Origin of the sequence: Streptomyces sp. NPDC058534 (assembly GCF_042717365.1) — a bacterium.
Taxonomy (GTDB): Bacteria; Actinomycetota; Actinomycetes; order Streptomycetales; family Streptomycetaceae; genus Streptomyces.
The window spans coordinates 1-18,140 of record NZ_JBHXNW010000041.1; the positions used below are offsets into that span (position 1 = coordinate 1).

The 18,140-nt window shown below is 70.9% G+C and carries 17 protein-coding genes; 9 read left to right on the forward strand and 8 right to left on the reverse strand.

The annotated features are described in order from the left end of the window. Positions 1-383: 383 nt before the first annotated feature. Positions 384-1,025, reverse strand: coding sequence for a DNA-3-methyladenine glycosylase (locus ACFWR9_RS24160; RefSeq protein ID WP_383845587.1), 642 nt, complete (start codon positions 1,023-1,025; stop codon positions 384-386). 146 nt (positions 1,026-1,171) lie between these two features. Here ACFWR9_RS24160 and ACFWR9_RS24165 point away from each other — a divergent pair, with 146 nt between their 5' ends. From ACFWR9_RS24165 to ACFWR9_RS24175, 3 genes are all read left to right on the forward strand, one after another. Continuing rightward, the gene (locus ACFWR9_RS24165) at positions 1,172-1,954 is read left to right on the forward strand and encodes a sporulation protein (protein ID WP_383845589.1); all 783 of its coding nucleotides are present in this window, start codon (positions 1,172-1,174) and stop codon (positions 1,952-1,954) included. Between the two features lie 52 nt (positions 1,955-2,006). After that, positions 2,007-2,546 carry a YbhB/YbcL family Raf kinase inhibitor-like protein gene (locus ACFWR9_RS24170; protein WP_383845591.1) on the forward strand — a complete coding sequence of 180 codons (540 nt, stop codon included), beginning with the start codon at positions 2,007-2,009 and terminating at the stop codon, positions 2,544-2,546. A 199-nt stretch (positions 2,547-2,745) separates the two neighbouring features. Then, positions 2,746-3,252, forward strand: coding sequence for an HNH endonuclease (locus ACFWR9_RS24175; RefSeq protein WP_383845593.1), 507 nt, complete (start codon positions 2,746-2,748; stop codon positions 3,250-3,252). A gap of 139 nt (positions 3,253-3,391) precedes the next feature. Here ACFWR9_RS24175 and ACFWR9_RS24180 read toward each other — a convergent pair whose 3' ends face one another. The 3 genes from ACFWR9_RS24180 to ACFWR9_RS24190 form a co-directional block, all read right to left on the reverse strand. Then, the gene (locus tag ACFWR9_RS24180; RefSeq protein ID WP_383845595.1) at positions 3,392-4,339 is read right to left on the reverse strand and encodes an SPFH domain-containing protein; all 948 of its coding nucleotides are present in this window, start codon (positions 4,337-4,339) and stop codon (positions 3,392-3,394) included. Between the two features lie 128 nt (positions 4,340-4,467). Next, positions 4,468-4,899 carry an NfeD family protein gene (locus ACFWR9_RS24185; RefSeq protein ID WP_383845597.1) on the reverse strand — a complete coding sequence of 144 codons (432 nt, stop codon included), beginning with the start codon at positions 4,897-4,899 and terminating at the stop codon, positions 4,468-4,470. Between the two features lie 56 nt (positions 4,900-4,955). Then, entirely contained in the window at positions 4,956-5,753 is a 798-nt protein-coding gene (locus tag ACFWR9_RS24190) for an ABC transporter ATP-binding protein (RefSeq protein WP_234953224.1), read from the reverse strand. A gap of 151 nt (positions 5,754-5,904) precedes the next feature. On the opposite strand from ACFWR9_RS24190, the gene ACFWR9_RS24195 reads away from it, so the two are divergent. Then, entirely contained in the window at positions 5,905-6,681 is a 777-nt protein-coding gene (locus tag ACFWR9_RS24195) for a hypothetical protein (RefSeq protein ID WP_383845599.1), read from the forward strand. A 171-nt stretch (positions 6,682-6,852) separates the two neighbouring features. Here the strand turns inward: ACFWR9_RS24195 and chpE are convergent, their stop codons facing one another. The 3 genes from chpE to ACFWR9_RS24210 all read right to left on the reverse strand — a co-directional run bounded on the left by chpE (position 6,853) and on the right by ACFWR9_RS24210 (position 9,046). Further along, complete coding sequence (gene chpE / locus ACFWR9_RS24200) at positions 6,853-7,098, reverse strand: chaplin ChpE (RefSeq protein ID WP_376357924.1); 246 nt, start codon at positions 7,096-7,098, stop codon at positions 6,853-6,855. A gap of 135 nt (positions 7,099-7,233) precedes the next feature. Then, positions 7,234-7,875, reverse strand: a complete 642-nt coding sequence (locus tag ACFWR9_RS24205; protein WP_383845601.1) for a response regulator — start codon at positions 7,873-7,875, stop codon at positions 7,234-7,236. Beyond that, complete coding sequence (locus ACFWR9_RS24210; protein WP_383845603.1) at positions 7,868-9,046, reverse strand: GAF domain-containing sensor histidine kinase; 1,179 nt, start codon at positions 9,044-9,046, stop codon at positions 7,868-7,870. The genes ACFWR9_RS24205 and ACFWR9_RS24210 overlap by 8 nt, the downstream gene beginning before the upstream one ends. A 222-nt stretch (positions 9,047-9,268) precedes the next feature. Here ACFWR9_RS24210 and ACFWR9_RS24215 point away from each other — a divergent pair, with 222 nt between their 5' ends. The 3 genes from ACFWR9_RS24215 (at position 9,269) to ACFWR9_RS24225 (ending at position 12,072) form a co-directional block, all read left to right on the forward strand. Beyond that, complete coding sequence (locus ACFWR9_RS24215; RefSeq protein WP_383845605.1) at positions 9,269-9,967, forward strand: SDR family NAD(P)-dependent oxidoreductase; 699 nt, start codon at positions 9,269-9,271, stop codon at positions 9,965-9,967. Continuing rightward, positions 9,964-11,007: an S-adenosylmethionine:tRNA ribosyltransferase-isomerase gene (locus tag ACFWR9_RS24220; RefSeq protein ID WP_383845607.1), complete on the forward strand. Its 1,044-nt coding sequence runs from the start codon at positions 9,964-9,966 to the stop codon at positions 11,005-11,007. The genes ACFWR9_RS24215 and ACFWR9_RS24220 overlap by 4 nt, the downstream gene beginning before the upstream one ends. A 351-nt stretch (positions 11,008-11,358) precedes the next feature. Beyond that, positions 11,359-12,072: a transglycosylase SLT domain-containing protein gene (locus ACFWR9_RS24225; protein ID WP_383845609.1), complete on the forward strand. Its 714-nt coding sequence runs from the start codon at positions 11,359-11,361 to the stop codon at positions 12,070-12,072. 124 nt (positions 12,073-12,196) lie between these two features. On the opposite strand, the gene ACFWR9_RS24230 is transcribed toward ACFWR9_RS24225, so the two are convergent. Beyond that, positions 12,197-14,776: an FHA domain-containing protein gene (locus ACFWR9_RS24230; protein WP_383845611.1), complete on the reverse strand. Its 2,580-nt coding sequence runs from the start codon at positions 14,774-14,776 to the stop codon at positions 12,197-12,199. A 240-nt stretch (positions 14,777-15,016) separates the two neighbouring features. On the opposite strand from ACFWR9_RS24230, the gene ACFWR9_RS24235 reads away from it, so the two are divergent. Both ACFWR9_RS24235 and serB read left to right on the forward strand, forming a co-directional pair. Then, positions 15,017-16,798 (forward strand): streptophobe family protein, encoded by a 1,782-nt coding sequence (locus tag ACFWR9_RS24235; protein WP_383845613.1) that lies wholly within the window; start codon positions 15,017-15,019, stop codon positions 16,796-16,798. Between the two features lie 81 nt (positions 16,799-16,879). Continuing rightward, positions 16,880-18,112, forward strand: a complete 1,233-nt coding sequence (serB, locus tag ACFWR9_RS24240) for a phosphoserine phosphatase SerB (protein ID WP_383845615.1) — start codon at positions 16,880-16,882, stop codon at positions 18,110-18,112. Positions 18,113-18,140 lie beyond the last annotated feature (28 nt).

Below are 18,140 nucleotides of genomic sequence, written 5' to 3' on the forward strand. Positions count from 1 at the left end.
TTTGGCACGCTGTTGAGTTCTCAAGGAACGGACGCTTCCTTTGTACTCACCCGAGATAATCTCTCGCGGCTTTCCTCCGGGCGCTTCCCTTCGGTCTTGCGTTTCCGACTCTATCAGATCCTTTTCGGTCTGATTCCCCGTCGGCGGGATTTTGTCTTGGCCCTCGGGCTTTCGTCCGTCGGCCTTTCGACATTCACTACGCTAGCCGATTTCTCCGTGGACTCATAATCGGGTCCGGCGAGTTGAATTCGGGCATGCGGGCACGCCGAATTCGCTCCCGCTGAGGGAAGTCGTAGGTAGTGGGTTGGCCGCTCTCGGCTGCTGGCGAATGCCGTAACCGGGTCAAGCGGCTCGGGCTACGTTACGCGCCCCCCAAAGGAGAGTCAACTTCGGCGCCGCTTCGGGACATGGGCCCGATACGGGCTGACCGTCGGGTCGTCGGCGACCCAGTAGCGCCACGGATGAACGCCGCCCTCGCCGGCCACGCCGGTCCGTGGACCGTTGCGTACCTGGTCGCGCGGCACGGCGGCGCCGGTCAGGATGCGGAGAGGGGTGGCCTCGGACGTGCACGCGTCGGTGCCGTCCAGTGCCCGGTCCACGCCCAGGGCGGTGGCCAAGCGGGCCGGTCCTTTGGCCAGTTCCTTGTCATTGCGGGCGGAGAGTCGACGGGTCCGGGCCAGCTCGGCGCCCTCGATGATCTCGCCGGCGCGGAGCAGAACGGCGCTCGCGGTGCCGTCGGGACCGCACACCAGGTTCATGCAGAACCACATGCCGTAGGTGAAGTAGACGTACACGTGTCCGGGCGGACCGAACATCACGTCGTTGCGGGGGGTGCGACCGCGGTAGGCGTGCGAGCCGGGGTCGTTCTGACCGTCGTAGGCCTCGACCTCCGTCAGGCGGAGGGCGATCGGACCGTCCGGGGTGTCGCGCACGAGGATGCGGCCCAGGAGGTCGGGGGCCACCTCGAGGACGGGCCGGTCGAAGAATTCCCTGGGCAGGGGCGTACGGTCGGGGCTCGCGATCATGCCGTCCGAGCGTAACGCAGCCGGGTCCGTGCGCGGGGTGGCCAGAGGGCGTCCGGCTTGCCAGGGTGTGGGACGCGGAACCGGCCACGGCCGGATCGCGTTTGTAGGGATCAAGGGTTCACACGCAAGCCTGGAGAGGGAGAGACATGGCGTTCAAGAAGCTGCTCGCGAGCCTGGGGGCCGGCGGGGCTTCGGTCGAGACCGTGCTCAACGAGGTCAACGTCGTACCGGGGGGTGTCGTCCAGGGCGAGGTGCGGATCCAGGGCGGGTCCGTCGACCAGGAGATCGAGGGGCTGTCCGTCGGGCTCCAGGCCAAGGTCGAGGTGGAGAGCGGCGACCAGGAACACAAGCAGGACATCGAGTTCACCAAGGTGCGGCTGGGTGGTGCCTTCGAGCTCAAGGCCGGTGTCGTGCACGCGGTGCCGTTCGGTCTGGAGATCCCCTGGGAGACCCCGATCACGATGATCGACGGGCAGTCGCTGCGCGGGATGAACATCGGCGTCACCACGGAGCTGGAGATCGCGCGTGCCGTGGACTCCGGTGACCTGGACCCGATCAACGTGCATCCGCTGCCGGCGCAGAAGGCGATCCTGGACGCGTTCATCGGGCTGGGCTTCCGGTTCAAGAGCGCCGACATGGAGCGTGGCCACATCCGGGGGACGCGGCAGCAGCTGCCCTTCTACCAGGAGATCGAGTTCCTGCCGCCGCAGCAGTACCGGGGTCTGAACCAGGTCGAGCTGAGCTTCGTGGCCGACGCGCAGGCGATGGACGTCGTCCTGGAGATGGACAAGAAGCCCGGGCTGTTCAGCGAGGGCAGTGACACGTTCCGTTCCTTCAAGGTGGGACTGAACGACTACCAGGGCACCGACTGGACGGCGTACCTCAACCAGTGGCTGTCGGAGGTCGGCAGCAAGCGCAACTGGTTCTGATGGATCTAGGCTCGGTCACCTCTGCACCAGAAGACCATCAGGAGGTACCGAGGTGACCGAGCTGAAGCGGCGTCCGCTCCCCCATGACTTCCACCCGCCCGTGCCGTCGTTCACGGTCACGAGTGACGACGTCCAGGAGGGCGGGACGCTCAAGGACGCTCAGGTCCACGCGGCCGGCGACACCTCTCCGCAGCTGCGGTGGGAGGGCTACCCCGCCGAGACCAAGAGTTTCGCCGTGACCTGCTACGACCCGGACGCCCCCACGGGCAGCGGGTTCTGGCACTGGGTGGTGTTCGACATTCCGGCGTCGGTGACCGAGCTGCCGGTGGGCGCGGGCAGCGGCACGTTCGAGGGGCTGCCCCAGGGTGCCGTACACGCGCGCAACGACTACGGCAGCAAGGACTTCGGCGGTGCCGCGCCGCCGCCCGGGGACGGGCCGCACCGGTATGTGTTCACGGTGTACGCCGTGGACCAGGAGAAGCTCGGCCCGGACGCGGAGGGGAGCCCGGCGTTCGTCGGCTTCAATCTGCGGTTCCACACGATCGCGCGTGCCCAGCTGATCGGTGAGTACGAGATTCCCGCCGACAGCTGAGCGTTCCGAGCGTTCATGGAACGTTTGCCCGCCCCCGGTCTTGGAATGGATCAGGGGCGGGCATTTTATTGCCAGGGGTGGCGGGGGGCATCGTCGCCCCTGGAGCAGCGGATATTGCGTTGTCCATCTCGGCGTGCCCGGCCAGAGTTGATCCCAGCCCGCCACGGGGTGGGCCGGTGCACACGGGAGGTGGGCTGGTATGCGGGACACGCTGGTGCTGAACGCGAGCTTCGAGCCGTTGTCGACGGTGACGTTGAACCGAGCCGTCGTTCTGGTGCTCCAGGACAAGGCCGTCGTCGAGCAGGCCCACCCCGAACTGCGGATGCGCGGAGCCGCGCTCGACATACCGGCTCCGCGGGTGATCAGGCTCTGCCAATACGTACGGGTGCCCTTTCGAAGACGCGCACCCTGGTCGAGGCGGGGCGTGCTGGTCCGGGACCGGCACCGGTGCGCGTACTGCGGGCGGCGGGCGACGACCGTCGACCACGTGGTGCCGAGGTCGCACGGTGGGCGGGACTCGTGGCTGAACACGGTGGCCTCGTGTGCGCAGGACAATCACCGCAAGGCGAACCGGACGCCTGAGCAGGCGGGGATGCCGTTGCTTCGGGAGCCGTTCGAGCCTACGCCCGCCGATGCGATGTTGCTGGCGCTGGCTCGGGATGACTTCGAGGCGCTGCCGGGGTGGTTGGTGCTGGACGCGGCGTGACGGCTGCGCCGTCGGGGTTTGGGCTTGCTGCCCGGCTGCGGGTTGTGTGTGGCTGGTCGCGCCCACGCGGCGGAGCCGCATATCGACAGAGCCCCGCGCCCCTTTCGGGGCGCGGATGGGGACCGGCGGAAAAAACTGACTAGTCGATCGTCGGCTTCTCTCGGCGTTCCTGGGCGGGGACGCTGGGGGTGGCGTTGCCTCCGCCGCCGCCCAGGCCGCCGAAGTTGCCCATGGCTCCCGACAGGCCCTTGAGGGCGTCGCCGATTTCGCTGGGGACGATCCAGAGCTTGTTGGCGTCGCCCTCGGCGATCTTCGGGAGCATCTGGAGGTACTGGTAGGAGAGCAGTTTCTGGTCCGGGTCGCCGGCGTGGATGGCCTCGAAGACCGTGCGGACGGCCTGGGCCTCACCCTCGGCGCGCAGGGCGGCGGCCTTGGCCTCACCTTCGGCGCGCAGGATCTGGGACTGCTTCTCGCCCTCGGCGCGCAGGATCTCGGACTGCCGGACACCTTCGGCCTGGAGGATGGCGGCGCGCTTGTCGCGGTCGGCGCGCATCTGCTTCTCCATCGAGTCCTGGATGGAGGTGGGCGGTTCGATGGCCTTGAGCTCGACGCGGTTGACGCGGATGCCCCACTTGCCGGTGGCCTCGTCGAGGACGCCGCGCAGGGCCGCGTTGATCTCCTCGCGGGAGGTCAGGGTCCGTTCCAGGTCCATGCCGCCGATGATGTTGCGCAGGGTGGTGACGGTGAGCTGCTCGATGGCCTGGATGTAGCTGGCCACCTCGTAGGTCGCGGCGCGGGCGTCGGTCACCTGGTAGTAGATGACGGTGTCGATGTTGACGACCAGGTTGTCCTGGGTGATGACCGGCTGCGGCGGGAAGGGGACGACCTGTTCGCGCAGGTCGATGCGGTTGCGGATGGTGTCGATGAAGGGGACCACGATGTTGAGGCCCGCGTTCAGTGTCCGCGTGTAGCGGCCGAAGCGCTCGACGATGGCGGCGCTGGCCTGCGGGATGACCTGGATGGTCTTGATCAGGGCGATGAAGACCAACACCACCAGGATGATCAAGACGATGATGACCGGTTCCATCGTGGTTGTCCGTCCCCTTCTCCGACCCTGACGACTGCTGATCTTACGGCTGTTGAGGATCTTGCTGGTCGAGTCTGACAGACCGTCGCACGACTCGGGGGCCGTTCGGGCCACTTGCGCACGGCGGGTCACATGATGATCGCCGTGGCCCCCTCGATGTCCACGACGTCGACTTCCTCACCCGCTTCGAAGGCGCGCCCGGTGTCCAGTGCGCGTGCCGACCAGATCTCGCCGGCGAGTTTGATCCGGCCACCGGAGCCGTCGACCCGCTCCACGACGACGGCCTGTCTGCCCTTCAGGGCGTCGATTCCCGTGGCCAGTTGGGGCCGTTGGGAGCGATGCCGGGCGGCGACGGGCCGTACGACCGCGATGAGGGCGACCGATACGACGACGAAGACGAGGACCTGGACGACGAGGTCCGCGCCGAACCCGGAGGCCACGGCGGCGGCGACCGCGCCGACGGCGAACATCCCGAACTCCGGCATCGCGGTCACGACGAGCGGGATTCCGAGCGCTGCCGCGGCGACGAGCCACCACACCCATGCGTCGATGTCGTTCACATGGTCATGGTAGGTCCGTCGGGTGGGCTGGGGACAGGGCGCACGGGGCGGGCGGGTCAGGACAGGGGCAGGCCCTGTGCGGTCCAGCGGTCGCCGTTCTGCTCGACGACGAGCGGGAGTCCGAAGCAGAGGGAGAGGTTGCGGGAGGTGAGTTCGAGCTCCAGCGGGCCGGCGGCCATGACCTTGCCCTGACGGATCATCAGGACGTGGGTGAAGCCCGGCGCGATCTCCTCGACGTGGTGGGTGACCATGATCATGGAGGGTGCGATGGGGTCGCGGGCGAGGCGGCCGAGGCGGCGGACGAGGTCCTCGCGGCCGCCGAGGTCGAGGCCGGCGGCCGGCTCGTCCAGGAGCAGCAGCTCGGGGTCGGTCATCAGGGCGCGGGCGATGAGGGTGCGCTTGCGCTCGCCCTCGGAGAGGGTGCCGAACTTCCTCTCCAGGTACTCGGTCATGCCGAGGCGGTCGAGGAAGGCGCGGGCGCGCTGCTCGTCGATGTCCTCGTAGTCCTCGTGCCAGCCCGCCGTCATGCCGTACGCGGCGGTCAGGACCGTCTGCAGGACCGTCTGACGCTTGGGCAGCTTGTCGGCCATGGCGATGCCGGCCATGCCGATGCGCGGGCGCAGCTCGAAGACGTCGGTGCCGGGCTTGCCGAGGGTCTCGCCGAGGATGGTGGCGGTGCCCTGGCTGGGGTAGAGGTAGCTGGACGCGACATTGAGGAGGGTGGTCTTGCCGGCGCCGTTGGGGCCGAGGATGACCCAGCGTTCGCCCTCCTTCACCGACCAGGAGACCTGGTCCACCAGAGCCCGGCCCTCGCGGACCACGGATACGTCCTGAAGCTCCAGAACATCGCTCATGAGCGCGTTGTCTCCCCTTGCATTGTGGCCGGTCTCGGCTGTCGCGTACGCCTTGGCTCGGGCCGCCGCGCCGGTGGGCGCAGGCCCTCCAGGAAATCTACGCCACCGGTCGGCATCACCGTTCCATCGGTCCGGTCCTTAGGGTGGGGGCATGCTCTCGGAACCACGCGCAGGGCGCCTTGCCGCCTGGGGAAATGCCCTTATTGCCGGAATGGTCTCGCCTGATGACGCCGCGGTGGCGATCGTCGGGGAGGACGCGGTGCACCGGGTGGAGGGGCTGCCGGGCGAACCGGCGCCCGTCGGTCTCACGCTGGCGCTCGGCCGGCTGCGGGCGCTCGGGGCGACGGGGCTGCGGGTGGCGCTGCCCGCGCCGGGTCATCCGCTGGGGCTGAGCGGGCCGCCGGACTTCAACGCGCGGGCGCTGGAGGCGGAGGAGGCGGTGGTCTGTCACGGTGCGGCGGTGGGGCTGGTGCCGGAGGTGCACGAGGCCGGGCCCGAGGGTGACGTGCATGTCGAGGTCGTCTGGCACTGCCTGCCGGTGCGGGAGGCGCCGCCCGCGGACGTGCCCTCGCTCGGGGAGGCGGAGCGGGAGCTGGCGGAGGCGCTGCGTGACGCGACGGAGGTGCTGACGCGGCTGGACGTGGCCGGGTCGGGGCCGGTGGCGGAGGCGGCGGTCGCGGCGTACCGGGCGCGGGCCGAACGCGGTCGGGAGGTACTGGCGCCGGGGTATCCGCCGCGGGCGGTGCGGGTACTGGAGTTGGCGCAGCGGGTGGGGGCGCTGGTGTCGCTGGCGTATGAGAACGGTCACGGTGGTGCGGTGAGCGCGTCCGAGATGGCGGCACGGGGGGAAGCCTTGCGGCCGGTGGAGCGGACGGCTCGGCGGGCCCTGGTCGCGGCGTACAACTCCGTTGTGGAGGAACGGGGGTGAGGTGATCGTTCGCCGGCCCGTACCCCGCCTTGGTGTGAGCGAGCTGGGGGCTGCGCCCCCAGACCCCGCTTTCGGCCTGAACGGCCTCGTCCTCAAGCGCCGGACAGGCTGGTTGGTGCCGATCGGCCTCCCGGGGTCCCGGGAGGCCGCAGGCATCGTTGGCGATCTGGGTCAGTGGTTGACGCCCAGGTTGCCGAAGGCCGGGTTCAGGACGCCGATGACGTTGACGCTGTTGCCGACGGCGTTGACCGGGATGTGGATCGGCGCCTGGACGAGGTTGCCGGAGGCGACGCCCGGGGAGCCGATGGCCTCGCCGTGGGCCTGGGAGCCGTCGGTGGCGGAGGCCATCCCCGCGCCGGCGGCGATCAGCCCGCCGGCCACCATCGTCACGGCCGCTGCCTTCTTCAGGTTCTTCACTTACAAGCCCTCCTTGCGATTGCCGCGGCAGTCGCCGCGGCACGCACTGGAGAACGGCCGGACCCCGCAAAGGATGCGCCATATGGGGGACATTCCCACGACGGTATGAATCTCCGACCGGAAGGGAACCTTCCGTCAGCCGGTCACGCCGTGGCGTACGGCCCACAGCGCGGCCTGGGTGCGGTCCGCCAGGTCGAGCTTCATGAGGATGTTCGAGACGTGGGTCTTGACGGTCTTCTCGGAGAGCACCAGCGCCCGGGCGATCTCCCGGTTGGAGCGGCCGTCCGCGATCAGGCCCAGCACCTCGCGCTCGCGCTCCGTGAGTGAACCCGCCCTGCCCTGGCCGGAATTGCTCTCCTCCTGGCTCAGCAGGGCGCCGGCGACCTCGGGCTGGAGCAGGATGTGGCCGGCGTGGACGGAGCGGATGGCACCCGCCAGCGCGTCGGGGTCGACGTCCTTGTAGACGTAACCCGCCGCGCCCGCGCGCAGGGCCGGGACGACGGTGCGCTGCTCGGTGAAGCTGGTGACGACCAGCACGCGCGCGTGGTTGTCCAGCTCGCGGAGCCTGCGCAGCGCCTCGACGCCGTCCATGCCGGGCATCTTGACGTCCATGAGGATCACGTCGGGTTTCAGTTCCTGGGCGCGGTCGACTCCTTCGGCGCCGTCGGCGGCCTCCCCCACCACCACGATGTCGTCCTGCACCTCCAGGAAGGTGCGCAGGCCCCGGCGGACCACCTGGTGATCGTCGACGAGCAGCACCTTGATTGCGTCAGCCACCGGGGACCTCCATCTCGATCGTGGTGCCCTTGCCGGGCGCGGACTGCACGGTGAGTCTTCCCCCGGTGCCGTTGGCCCGGTCTCGCATCGAGACCAGGCCGAGGTGGCGTCCCGCGCGGCGCACCGTGCGCGGGTCGAAGCCGCTGCCGTCGTCGGTGACCCGCAGTACGGCCCCGGTGCCCCTGCGGTGCAGGGTCACGTCGACGCGTGCCGCGGCGGAGTGGCGCAGGGCGTTGTGCAGCGCCTCCTGGGCGACGCGCAGCATCGCCTCCTCCTGGGCGGCGGGCAGGGCCTTGACCCCGTGTCCCGCGAAGGTCACGCGCGCGGTGTGGGCGCGGTCGAGGACCTGGATCTGGGTGCGCAGGGTGGCGACGAGGCCGTCCTCCTCCAGAGCGGCGGGGCGCAGCTCCACGACGGCGGCGCGCAGCTCGTCGGCGGCCTCCGCGGCGAGGGCGGCGACCTGCTGCAGCTCGCCCTTGGCCCGCGCGGGGTCGCGGTCGACCAGGGCGGTGGCGGCCTGGGCGGTCAGGCGCAGCGAGAAGAGCTTCTGGCTGACCGCGTCGTGCAGCTCGTGGGCGAGGCGGGAGCGCTCCTCGGCGATGGTCAGCTCGCGGCTGCGTTCGTACAGGCGTGCGTTGGTGAGGGCGATGGCGGCGTGCTGGGCGAGGATGCCGAGCAGTTCCTCGTCGTCCGGCGTGAAGCCGCAGGTGCCCTCGGGTTCGGGGCACGGGGGGTGTGGGGGGTGTCCCCCCACAGGGGGCAGCTTATTGGCGAGGAACAGGGCCCCGATGATCTCGTCGCCGTCGCGGATCGGCAGCCCCAGGAAGTCCACCAGGTCGGGGTGGGCGGAGGGCCAGCCCCCGAAGCGGGGGTCCTCGCGGACGTCGGCGAGTCGCTCGGGCGTGGCCTCGTGGAGCATCGCGGCGAGGATGCCGTGCTGGCGCGGCAGGGGGCCGATGGCCTTCCACTGCTCGTCGCTGACGCCGTCGACCACGAACTGGGCGAAGCCGCCGTGGTCGTCGGGGACGCCGAGGGCGGCGTACTGGGCGTCGAGCAGCTCGCGGGCCGAGGCGACGATCGTCTTGAGGACGTCGCGCACCTCTAGATGCCTGCTCATGGCCAGCAGCGCGGAACTCACCGCGGCGAGGCCGGACCGGGGGCCGTGACTCATGTCCTCACGGTACCGGCGGGGGGTGACAGGGGGGATCGGACCTGTGACCGCCGCCGCCTAGGGCGGTGGGCCTAGGACGGAAGTCCCGCCCTTCCGGCCTAGGGCGAAGGGCCCTGCCCGGTTGGGGCCGGTGCCCGAGGCGGCGGGCGGGGCCCGGTTCCTACGTTGAGGATCACGCCGTACCGGACGGGTGGCGGCGGGGACGACGAGGGGACGTGTGTCATGCCGGTCGCGATCATCACGGGAGCGTCGAAGGGACTGGGCCGAGCGCTCGCCGAGGCGCTGGCGGCTCGGGGCTGGGACCTGGTGCTCGACGCCCGGACCCCTGAGGTGCTCAAGGACACGGCGGCGGCGCTGGAGGCGTACGGCACGCGCGTGACGGCGTTGCCCGGGGACGTCACCGACCCCTGGCACCGGACCGGGCTGGTGACGGAGGCGGGGCGGCTGGGCGGGGTGGATCTGCTGGTCAGCAACGCGAGCGCGCTGGGCGCTGAGCCTCTGGTGCGGCTGGCGGAGCTGCCGGCGGACGGGCTGCGGCGGGCCCTGGAGGTGAACGTCGTGGCCGCGCTGGGCCTGGTCCAGGAGGCGCTGCCGGCGCTGCGGGCGGCTCCGGCGGGCGCGGTGCTGACGATCAGCTCGGACGCGGCGGCCGAGGCGTACGAGACGTGGGGCGGCTACGGGGCGTCCAAGGCGGCGCTGGACCAGCTGGCGGCGGTGCTGGGCGTCGAGGAGCCGGGGCTGCGGGTCTGGGCGGTGGATCCGGGGGACATGGCCACGGACCTGTACGCGGCGGCCGTACCGGACGACGACGATCCGAGGCCCGATCCGGTGCGGGTCGTCCCGGCGCTCCTGCGGTTGCTGGACGAGCGGCCGACCAGTGGGCGCTACGGGGCTCCGGCCCTGCTGGAGGCGCGGTCATGACGGTGGCGCTGAGGGTGCCGGAGGAACTGTCGGCGCGGGTGCCGGCCGAGCAGCGGGGGCCGGGCCTGGACCGGGACGGTGTACGGCTGCTGGTGTCGCGGGGCACCGAGGTGTCGCATCACGTGTTCGCGGAGCTGCCGGGGCTGCTGCGGGCCGGGGATCTGCTGGTGGTCAACACGTCGCCCACGCTGGCGGCCGCGGTCGACGGGTCCGTGGGGCACGCGCGCGTGGTGGTGCACTTCTCCACGCGCGGGGACGACAGCCGGTGGGCGGTGGAGCTGCGGGAGCCGGACGGGAGGGGCACCACGCGCGCGCGTGCGTGCGTGGCGGAGGGGACGGTGGTGCGGCTGCCCGGCGGTGGGCGGCTGGTGGCGGTGGAGCCGTTGAGTACGCGCGGGGACCGGTTGTGGTGGGTGCGGGTGTCGGGGGCGGAGGTGACCGCGGTGCTGCGGGAGCACGGGCGGCCCATTCGCTACTCGTACACGGAGCGGGACCAGCCGCTGTCCGTGTACCAGACGGTTTTCGCGCTTCCGACGCCCGACGGGACGGGCAGCGCGGAGATGCCGAGCGCGGCGCGGCCCTTCACGGCGCGGCTGGTGACGGAGCTGGTGAGTCGCGGTGTGCAGTTCGCGCCGGTGACGCTGCACACGGGGGTGGCTTCGGCGGAGTCGCACGAGCCGCCGTATCCGGAGCGGTTCTCGGTGCCCGGGGAGTCGGCGCGGCTGATCACCGCCGCGAAGGCCGCCGGACGGCGGGTGGTGGCCGTGGGGACGACCGCCGTGCGGGCGGTGGAGTCGGCGGCCGGCGGTGACGGTGTCGTACGGGCCCGGGCGGGGTGGACCGATCTGGTCGTGACTCCGGAGCGCGGGGTGCGGGTGGTGGACGGGCTGCTGACCGGGCTGCACGAGCCCGAGGCCTCGCATCTGCTGATGCTGGAGGCGGTGGCGGGGCGGGCGGCTATCGACATCGGGTACGACGCGGCGGTACGGGGGCGCTACCTGTGGCACGAGTTCGGCGACGTGCATCTCCTCCTGCCGTAGGAGGGGCCGCGCAGCCACTCACACAGTGCATTGCTCCAGCAACCAACGGTGAGAAGGACGGGGGGTCGATGTGAGCCCGCGCATAGGGCGCACGTCACGTACGAAGGGGAGTAGGAGTACGACTCGTCCGTTTTGAGCGGGGCAGATGGTCCAATCTGCACCGTTTCGCCGTTCCCTGATCCACTACCCCGGATCGTACGTCACACCTTTGCCTCCGAATTTTGCGGCCGCTAAGAATTGCTCTCGTCGCTCAGCGCCGTGGGTTCTCCCCCGCGGCGTTTGTGCCGGAAGCACCCCTGTCCCCACCGGACGAGAGCGACCTCCGCGCTATTCGAAGAGGTCTATCCCGCCATGCTCAAGAACATCCTTTCCCGTGGTCGCAGTCGTTCCCTGACCCGCACGCACAAGGCCGCGATAGCCGGTGTCGGCACGCTCGGCGCCGCCGCCGTCGCCCTCACCGCCGTGCCGGCCAGCGGCCAGACGACCACGAGCGAGGCCGCTCCGACGGCCAAGGTGGCGTACAGCACCAAGCAGATCCAGGACGTCCACGCCGGCGTCACCGGCCAGGCGGCCGGCGCCGGCCAGAAGGTCGCCACCATCGAGGCCAAGAAGGAGGCGGCCACGAAGAAGGCCGCCGCCGAGAAGACCGCGGCGAAGAAGGCCGCGAAGAAGGCCGCCGCCGAGCGTGAAGCGAAGGATGCCGCCAGCCGGTCCGCCAAGCGCGCCGAGGCCAAGAAGTCCTACCCGGACAACCTCGACGGCTGGATCCGCGAGGCCCGGGCCGTCCTGAAGAAGCACGACATCCCCGCCAGCTACGACGGCATCCACCGCAACATCATGCGGGAGTCGTCCGGCAACCCGAAGGCCATCAACGACTGGGACATCAACGCCATCAACGGCATCCCGTCGAAGGGTCTGCTCCAGGTCATCCCGCCGACCTTCGAGGCCTACCACGTGCCCGGCACCTCGAAGAACATCTACGACCCGGTCGCCAACATCGCCGCGGCCTGCAACTACGCCGCGGACAAGTACGGCACCATGGACAACGTCGACAGCGCGTACTGAGGTCGGCGCGGACCTCTTCACACCGACGCCGGCACAGACGCCGCACCGAACGCCGAAGGGCGGCACCCTCCTGACGGGGTGCCGCCCTTCGGGGCGTCTCGCCGCGGTCACCCGCGGTCACACGTCACTTGCGCATGACCTCGGGCTCGTGCCGGCGCAGGAAGCGGGCCACGAAGAAGCCGCAGATCACGCCCAGGACGATCAGCGCGGCCATGTCCATGCCCCAGGCGCCCACGGTGTGCTCCCACAGCGGATCGGCGTCGGCGCCCTCCTCGGGCGGACTGATCTTGTTGAAGTCCAGCGTGGCACCGGCCGCGGCCACCGCCCAGCGCGAGGGCATCAGGTACGAGAACTGGTTGACGCCGACCGCGCCGTTCAGCGCGAAGAGGCAGCCGGTGAAGACGACCTGGATGATCGCGAACATGACCAGCAGCGGCATGGTCTTCTCGGCGGTCTTCACCAGCGACGAGATGATCAGGCCGAACATCATCGACGTGAAGCCCAGCGCCATGATCGGCAGTGACAGCTCGACAAGGGTCGCGCCGCCGAGGATCAGCCCCTCTTCGGGGATCTCACGGTTGGCGAAGCCGATCACACCGACCAGCAGACCCTGCAGCACGGTGATCATGCCGAGCACGAAGACCTTGGACATCAGGTACGCGGACCGCGACAGGCCGGTCGCGCGTTCCCGCTCGTAGATCACCCGTTCCTTGATCAGCTCACGGACCGAGTTCGCGGCGCCGGCGAAGCAGGCTCCCACCGCGAGGATCAGCAGGACGGTGGTGGCGGTGCCGTTCGGAATGATCCGGCCGCTCTGCGGGTTGGGCGGGTTGGGCAGCAGACCCTTGTCCGCGTCGATCAGCAGGCTCACCGCGCCCAGCACGGCCGGCAGGATCACCATCAGGGCGAGGAAGCCCTTGTCGGAGACGATCACCGACACGTAGCGCCGCACCAGGGTGACGAACTGCGACATCCAGCCCTGTGGTTTCGGCGGCTTCATCGCCTGCATCGCAGGTACCTGTACGGACTGCGGCGCGACGGCGTCGATGTCCGCGGCGTACATCTGGTAGTGCTGCGAGCCCTTCCAGCGGCCCGCCCAGTCGTAGTCGCGGTACTCCTCGAAGGCGGAGAAGACGTCGGCCCAGGTGTCGTAGCCGAAGAAGTTCAGTGCCTCCTCGGGCGGACCGAAGTAGGCCACGGAGCCGCCCGGCGCCATCACCAGCAGCTTGTCGCAGATCGCCAGCTCGGCCACCGAGTGGGTGACGACGAGGACGGTGCGGCCGTCGTCGGCCAGCCCGCGCAGCAGCTGCATGACGTCGCGGTCCATGCCCGGGTCGAGGCCGGAGGTCGGCTCGTCCAGGAAGATCAGCGACGGCTTGGTGAGCAGCTCCAGGGCGACGGAGACGCGCTTGCGCTGGCCGCCGGACAGGGACGTGACCTTCTTGTCCTTGTGGATGTCCAGCTTGAGCTCGCGCAGCACCTCGTCGATGCGGGCGTTGCGCTCCGCGGCCGTGGTGTCGGCCGGGAAGCGGAGCTTCGCCGCGTACGTGAGGGCCTTCCTGACGGTCAGCTCCTTGTGCAGGATGTCGTCCTGCGGGACCAGACCGATGCGCTGCCGCAGCTCGGCGAACTGCTTGTACAGGTTCCGGTTGTCGTAGAGGACCTCGCCCTGGTCGGCCGGCCGGTAGCCGGTGAGCGCCTTGAGCAGGGTCGACTTACCGGATCCGGACGGTCCGATGACCGCGATCAGCGACTTCTCGGGCACGCCGAAGGAGACGTCCCTGAGGATCTGCTTGCCGCCGTCGACCGTGACGGTCAGGTGCCGGGCGGAGAAGGAGACCTCACCGGTGTCGACGAACTCCTCGAGCCGGTCCCCGACGATCCGGAACGTCGAGTGGCCGACGCCGACGATGTCGGTCGGGCCGAGCAGCTGCGAGCCGCCCTTGGCGATCGGCTGGCCGTTGACGTACGTGCCGTTGTGCGAGCCCAGGTCACGGATCTCCATGCGCCCGTCGGGCGTCGCGTGGAACTCCGCGTGGTTGCGGGAGACCTGGAGGTCGGAGACGACCAGCTCGTTCTCCAGGGCACGGCCGATGCGCATCACACGGCCGAGCGAGAACTGGTGGAACGTGGTCGGGCTGCGGTCGCCGTAGACCGGCGGCGCCCCCGCCGCGCCACCGGAGCCCTGCTGTTGGGGGAAGTGCGGCGCGGCCTGCTGCTGCGGCTGCTGCCAGCCGCCCTGCTGGGGCTGCTGGGGCTGCTGCCCGTGCTGCGGGACCTTATGCGGCGGCTGCTGTGCCGGGGCCTGCTGGGCCCAGCCGGCGCTCGCGCCCTGTGCGGCGTACGGCTGCTGCTGGGGCTGGGCCTGCGGCGCCTGCTGGGGCTGGGCCTGCGGCGTTCCGGCCGGGGCCTGTGCGCCGGTCAGGTCGACGCGCGGTCCGTCGGTCGCGTTGCCCAGGTTCAGCACGCTGCCGGCGCCGAGCTCCATCCGCTGGACCCGCTGCCCGTGCACGAACGTGCCGTTGGTGCTCCCGTGGTCCTCGACGACCCAACTGCGGCCGTTGAAAGTGATCGTGGCATGACGCCAGGACACCCTGGCGTCGTCAAAGACAAGCTCCCCCTGCGGATCGCGTCCGAGCGCGTATGACCGGGACGGATCGAGCGTCCAGGTCCGTCCATTGCATTCCAGTACGAGTTCCGGCACTCCAAGCCCCACTGAGTTGTCCCCCGATGTACCCCCGTCGCGGGGAGTCTAGGGATGTCGAACATCGGGGGGAACTATTTCAGGCTCGGGCCCCTGACCGAAAGTCGGGCCTTGTGAAAACTGCGTAGGCACCCATCGGCCGATCCGGTTGACGGAGTTGAAACCTGCCCGGAGAGTGGTAATCCACGCGAGGGGGACATGCGCGGCAACTCCGCCGCGCAGCGGATCGGGGGGTCTGCCATGAGCGCGTGCACGAGCGTCGGCTCCGAGGGGTATGCCGCCAGGGTGCCGTGGGGAGACGTGCTGCTGTCCGCGATCGCCTCTGTGAGCTGGGCGTTGATCGGCATGGCGGGAACGGCGGCGCTCGGTCTGCATCTGCTGGACGCGGACGCGGCGGGCTCGCTGGGCCCGATGACGGCGGCGGTCGTGGCGCTGGGTGCGGGCGGTTCGGTGACACCGGACGGAGACGTGTCGGCGTTCGGACTGAAGGGGGCGGAGGCGTACACGGCCATCGAGATCACGCCACTGGGCGTGAGCCTGGTCGGCGCGCTGCTGCTGTCGTTCTTCTTCCTGCGCTCCCTGCGCGGGGCCGGAGTTGTCGTCTCCCTCGCCGAACTCCTCGCACGCGCGGGTGCGGTGGTCGCCCTGTTCGTGGCGATGACGGGTGGTCTGGTCTGGGCGGGTCACGACATCATCACGATCGACGGCGGTTCGCTGGGAATCGACGAGCTGCCCGGCGGTGGCGGTGGCGGCCTGGAGATTCCGGGGCTCGGGGACGTGGGTGACATCGGTGGGCTGCTCCCCGACCGGATCGGTGACCTCGTCGACGCCGAGGCCGCGGTCGGTATCAGCGTCGACACCGCGCCGACCCTGCTGGGCGGGCTGGCCTGGTCCGCCGGGGTCCTGCTGATCGCGCTGCTGGCTTCGCGCCGTACTCCCCTGCCGCGCGGGTGCGCGGCGGTGCACCGGGTGGTGCGGCCCGCCGTGTCCGCCGTGGTCACGGTGGCCCTGACCGCGGTGGCGGCCGGCTGCGCGGCGGCGGCCTACGCGGCGGTCGGCGACGACCATCCGCGGCGGATCGCGGGCGCCGCGCTCCTCGGTGCACCGAACGGGGCCTGGCTCGGCGTCCCGGTCGGCCTGTTCGTGCCGTGGGACGGGCGGGCCACCGGCGAACTTGTCCGGGTTCTCCTCGCTCCGCTGGACGACCTGCTGGGCGCGGACGCCGACGAGCCGGTCACCCTGGCGCGGCTGGCGGAGCTGGACGGACGGGTGTGGCTGCTGGGGGTGGCGGCGGCCCTGATGATGCTGCTGGCCGGGGTACTTACGGCGGTACGGACGCCCGTGGCGCCCGGCGAGTCGCGCTCCCCCGCGTTCGTGGGGCGCTGCGCGCTGCGGCTCGGCATCGCGACCGCGGCGGCGCTGCCGCTGCTGTCCTGGCTGACCGAGGTGTCCTTGGACGCCTCCCTGTCGGTGCTCGGCATCGACGCCTTCGGCGCGGGCCTCGACCTGCACGCCCACCTCGGCACGGCCCTGCTGCTGGGCGCCCTGTGGGGTGCGGTGGCGGGGGCCGCCGGGGCGTTGCTGGCGCGGGCGAGCGGGGCGGCGGGGGTGCGGGCGACGGGGGTGCGGGCGACGGGGGTGGCACGGGGTGCCGGGGCGGTGGCGGTGGGTGGTGCGGTGGGGGATGCCGGGGGCGCGGGCGGTGCGGGGCACGGGGCGTCCGCCTCGGGTCCGTACCGGCCGGATACGCCGCACAGGCCGCCCGAGCCGGGCACCAATCCGTATCCGGGGCGGCCGGGAGAAGGGCAGGGTGCCGCCGGACAGCACGCCGACCCACACCACCAGGGCGGCGACGTGTACGGCGCCCCCACGGTGGCCGGCCCGCTCGGGCCGCCGCCGGGAGCACCACGGCGGCCACCCCGGCCGGGGGAACGGCCGCCGTCACGCCGTTGGGGCGAGGGCCCGCCGCCCCCGCCTCCGCCACCACCCGCGCCGCCGAGGAGGCCGAGGGACGGGCAGTGAGGGAGGGGGTGGTGCACGCCCTGTCCGTCAGGCGGACCTCAGGGGCGGCAGGCACCGGGTGCCGGATACGGTTGGACCACCATGAGCGCTACGCAGACCTCTGACGTTCCCACGCTTCTCGTCAAGATCTTCGGCAAGGACCGGCCGGGCATCACGGCCGGCCTGTTCGACACCCTCGCCGGCTACTCCGTCGACGTCGTCGACATCGAGCAGGTCGTCACCCGTGGCCGGATCGTGTTGTGCGCGCTCGTGACCGAGCCGCCCCGCGGTCTGGAGGGCGATCTGCGGGCGACCGTCCACGGCTGGGCCGAGTCGCTGAAACTCCAGGCGGAGATCATCTCCGGTATCGGCGACAACCGGCCGCGCGGTCTCGGCCGCTCCCTGGTCACGGTGCTCGGGCACCCGCTCACCGCCGAGGCTACGGCCGCCATAACGGCCCGGATCACCGAGTCCGGCAGCAACATCGACCGTATCTTCCGGCTTGCCAAATACCCCGTGACCGCCGTCGAGTTCGCGGTGTCCGGCGTGGCGACCGAGCCCCTGCGCACGGCGCTGGCCACCGAGGCCGCTGCGCTCGGTGTGGACGTCGCGGTCGTCTCGGCGGGACTGCACCGGCGGGCGCAGCGCCTGGTGGTGATGGACGTGGACTCCACGCTGATCCAGGACGAGGTCATCGAGCTGTTCGCCGCGCACGCCGGGTGCGAGGACAAGGTCGCCGACGTGACGGCGGCCGCGATGCGCGGGGAGCTGGACTTCGAGCAGTCGCTGCACGCGCGCGTGGCGCTGCTGGCGGGGCTGGACGTCTCGGTGGTGGACAAGGTCCGCGCCGAGGTGCGGCTGACGCCGGGTGCCCGCACACTGATCCGCACGCTGAAGCGGCTCGGCTACCAGGTGGGGGTCGTCTCCGGCGGATTCACGCAGGTCACCGACGATCTCAAGGAGCGGCTGGGGCTGGACTTCGCCCAGGCCAACACCCTGGAGATCGTCGACGGCAGGCTGACCGGCCGGGTCACCGGGGAGATCGTGGACCGGGCGGGCAAGGCGCGGCTCCTGCGACGGTTCGCCGCCGAGGCGGGCGTACCGCTGTCACAGACCGTGGCGATCGGCGACGGTGCGAATGACCTGGACATGCTGAACGCGGCGGGTCTCGGGGTCGCCTTCAACGCCAAGCCGGTGGTGCGCGAGGCGGCGCACACCGCGGTGAACGTGCCCTTCCTGGACACCGTCCTCTACCTGCTCGGCATCACCCGCGAGGAGGTCGAGGCCGCGGACACGCTGGACGAGGGCCTCGGCGTGCCCCTCGACCGGCTCTGAACCGAGGACGGGCGGGCGGTACGCGACG

Excerpts from the sequence above, each read along its gene's own strand:
- ACFWR9_RS24175 (WP_383845593.1), top strand. The coding sequence starts at position 2,746 with ATGCGGGACACGCTGGTGCTGAACGCGAGCTTCGAGCCGTTGTCGACG.
- ACFWR9_RS24220 (WP_383845607.1), top strand. The coding sequence starts at position 9,964 with ATGACGGTGGCGCTGAGGGTGCCGGAGGAACTGTCGGCGCGGGTGCCG.
- ACFWR9_RS24210 (WP_383845603.1), bottom strand. The coding sequence starts at position 9,046 with ATGAGTCACGGCCCCCGGTCCGGCCTCGCCGCGGTGAGTTCCGCGCTG.
- ACFWR9_RS24235 (WP_383845613.1), top strand. The coding sequence starts at position 15,017 with ATGAGCGCGTGCACGAGCGTCGGCTCCGAGGGGTATGCCGCCAGGGTG.
- ACFWR9_RS24195 (WP_383845599.1), top strand. The coding sequence starts at position 5,905 with ATGCTCTCGGAACCACGCGCAGGGCGCCTTGCCGCCTGGGGAAATGCC.
- ACFWR9_RS24215 (WP_383845605.1), top strand. The coding sequence starts at position 9,269 with ATGCCGGTCGCGATCATCACGGGAGCGTCGAAGGGACTGGGCCGAGCG.
- ACFWR9_RS24190 (WP_234953224.1), bottom strand. The coding sequence starts at position 5,753 with ATGAGCGATGTTCTGGAGCTTCAGGACGTATCCGTGGTCCGCGAGGGC.
- ACFWR9_RS24165 (WP_383845589.1), top strand. The coding sequence starts at position 1,172 with ATGGCGTTCAAGAAGCTGCTCGCGAGCCTGGGGGCCGGCGGGGCTTCG.
- serB (WP_383845615.1), top strand. The coding sequence starts at position 16,880 with ATGAGCGCTACGCAGACCTCTGACGTTCCCACGCTTCTCGTCAAGATC.
- ACFWR9_RS24160 (WP_383845587.1), bottom strand. The coding sequence starts at position 1,025 with ATGATCGCGAGCCCCGACCGTACGCCCCTGCCCAGGGAATTCTTCGAC.
- ACFWR9_RS24180 (WP_383845595.1), bottom strand. The coding sequence starts at position 4,339 with ATGGAACCGGTCATCATCGTCTTGATCATCCTGGTGGTGTTGGTCTTC.
- ACFWR9_RS24225 (WP_383845609.1), top strand. The coding sequence starts at position 11,359 with ATGCTCAAGAACATCCTTTCCCGTGGTCGCAGTCGTTCCCTGACCCGC.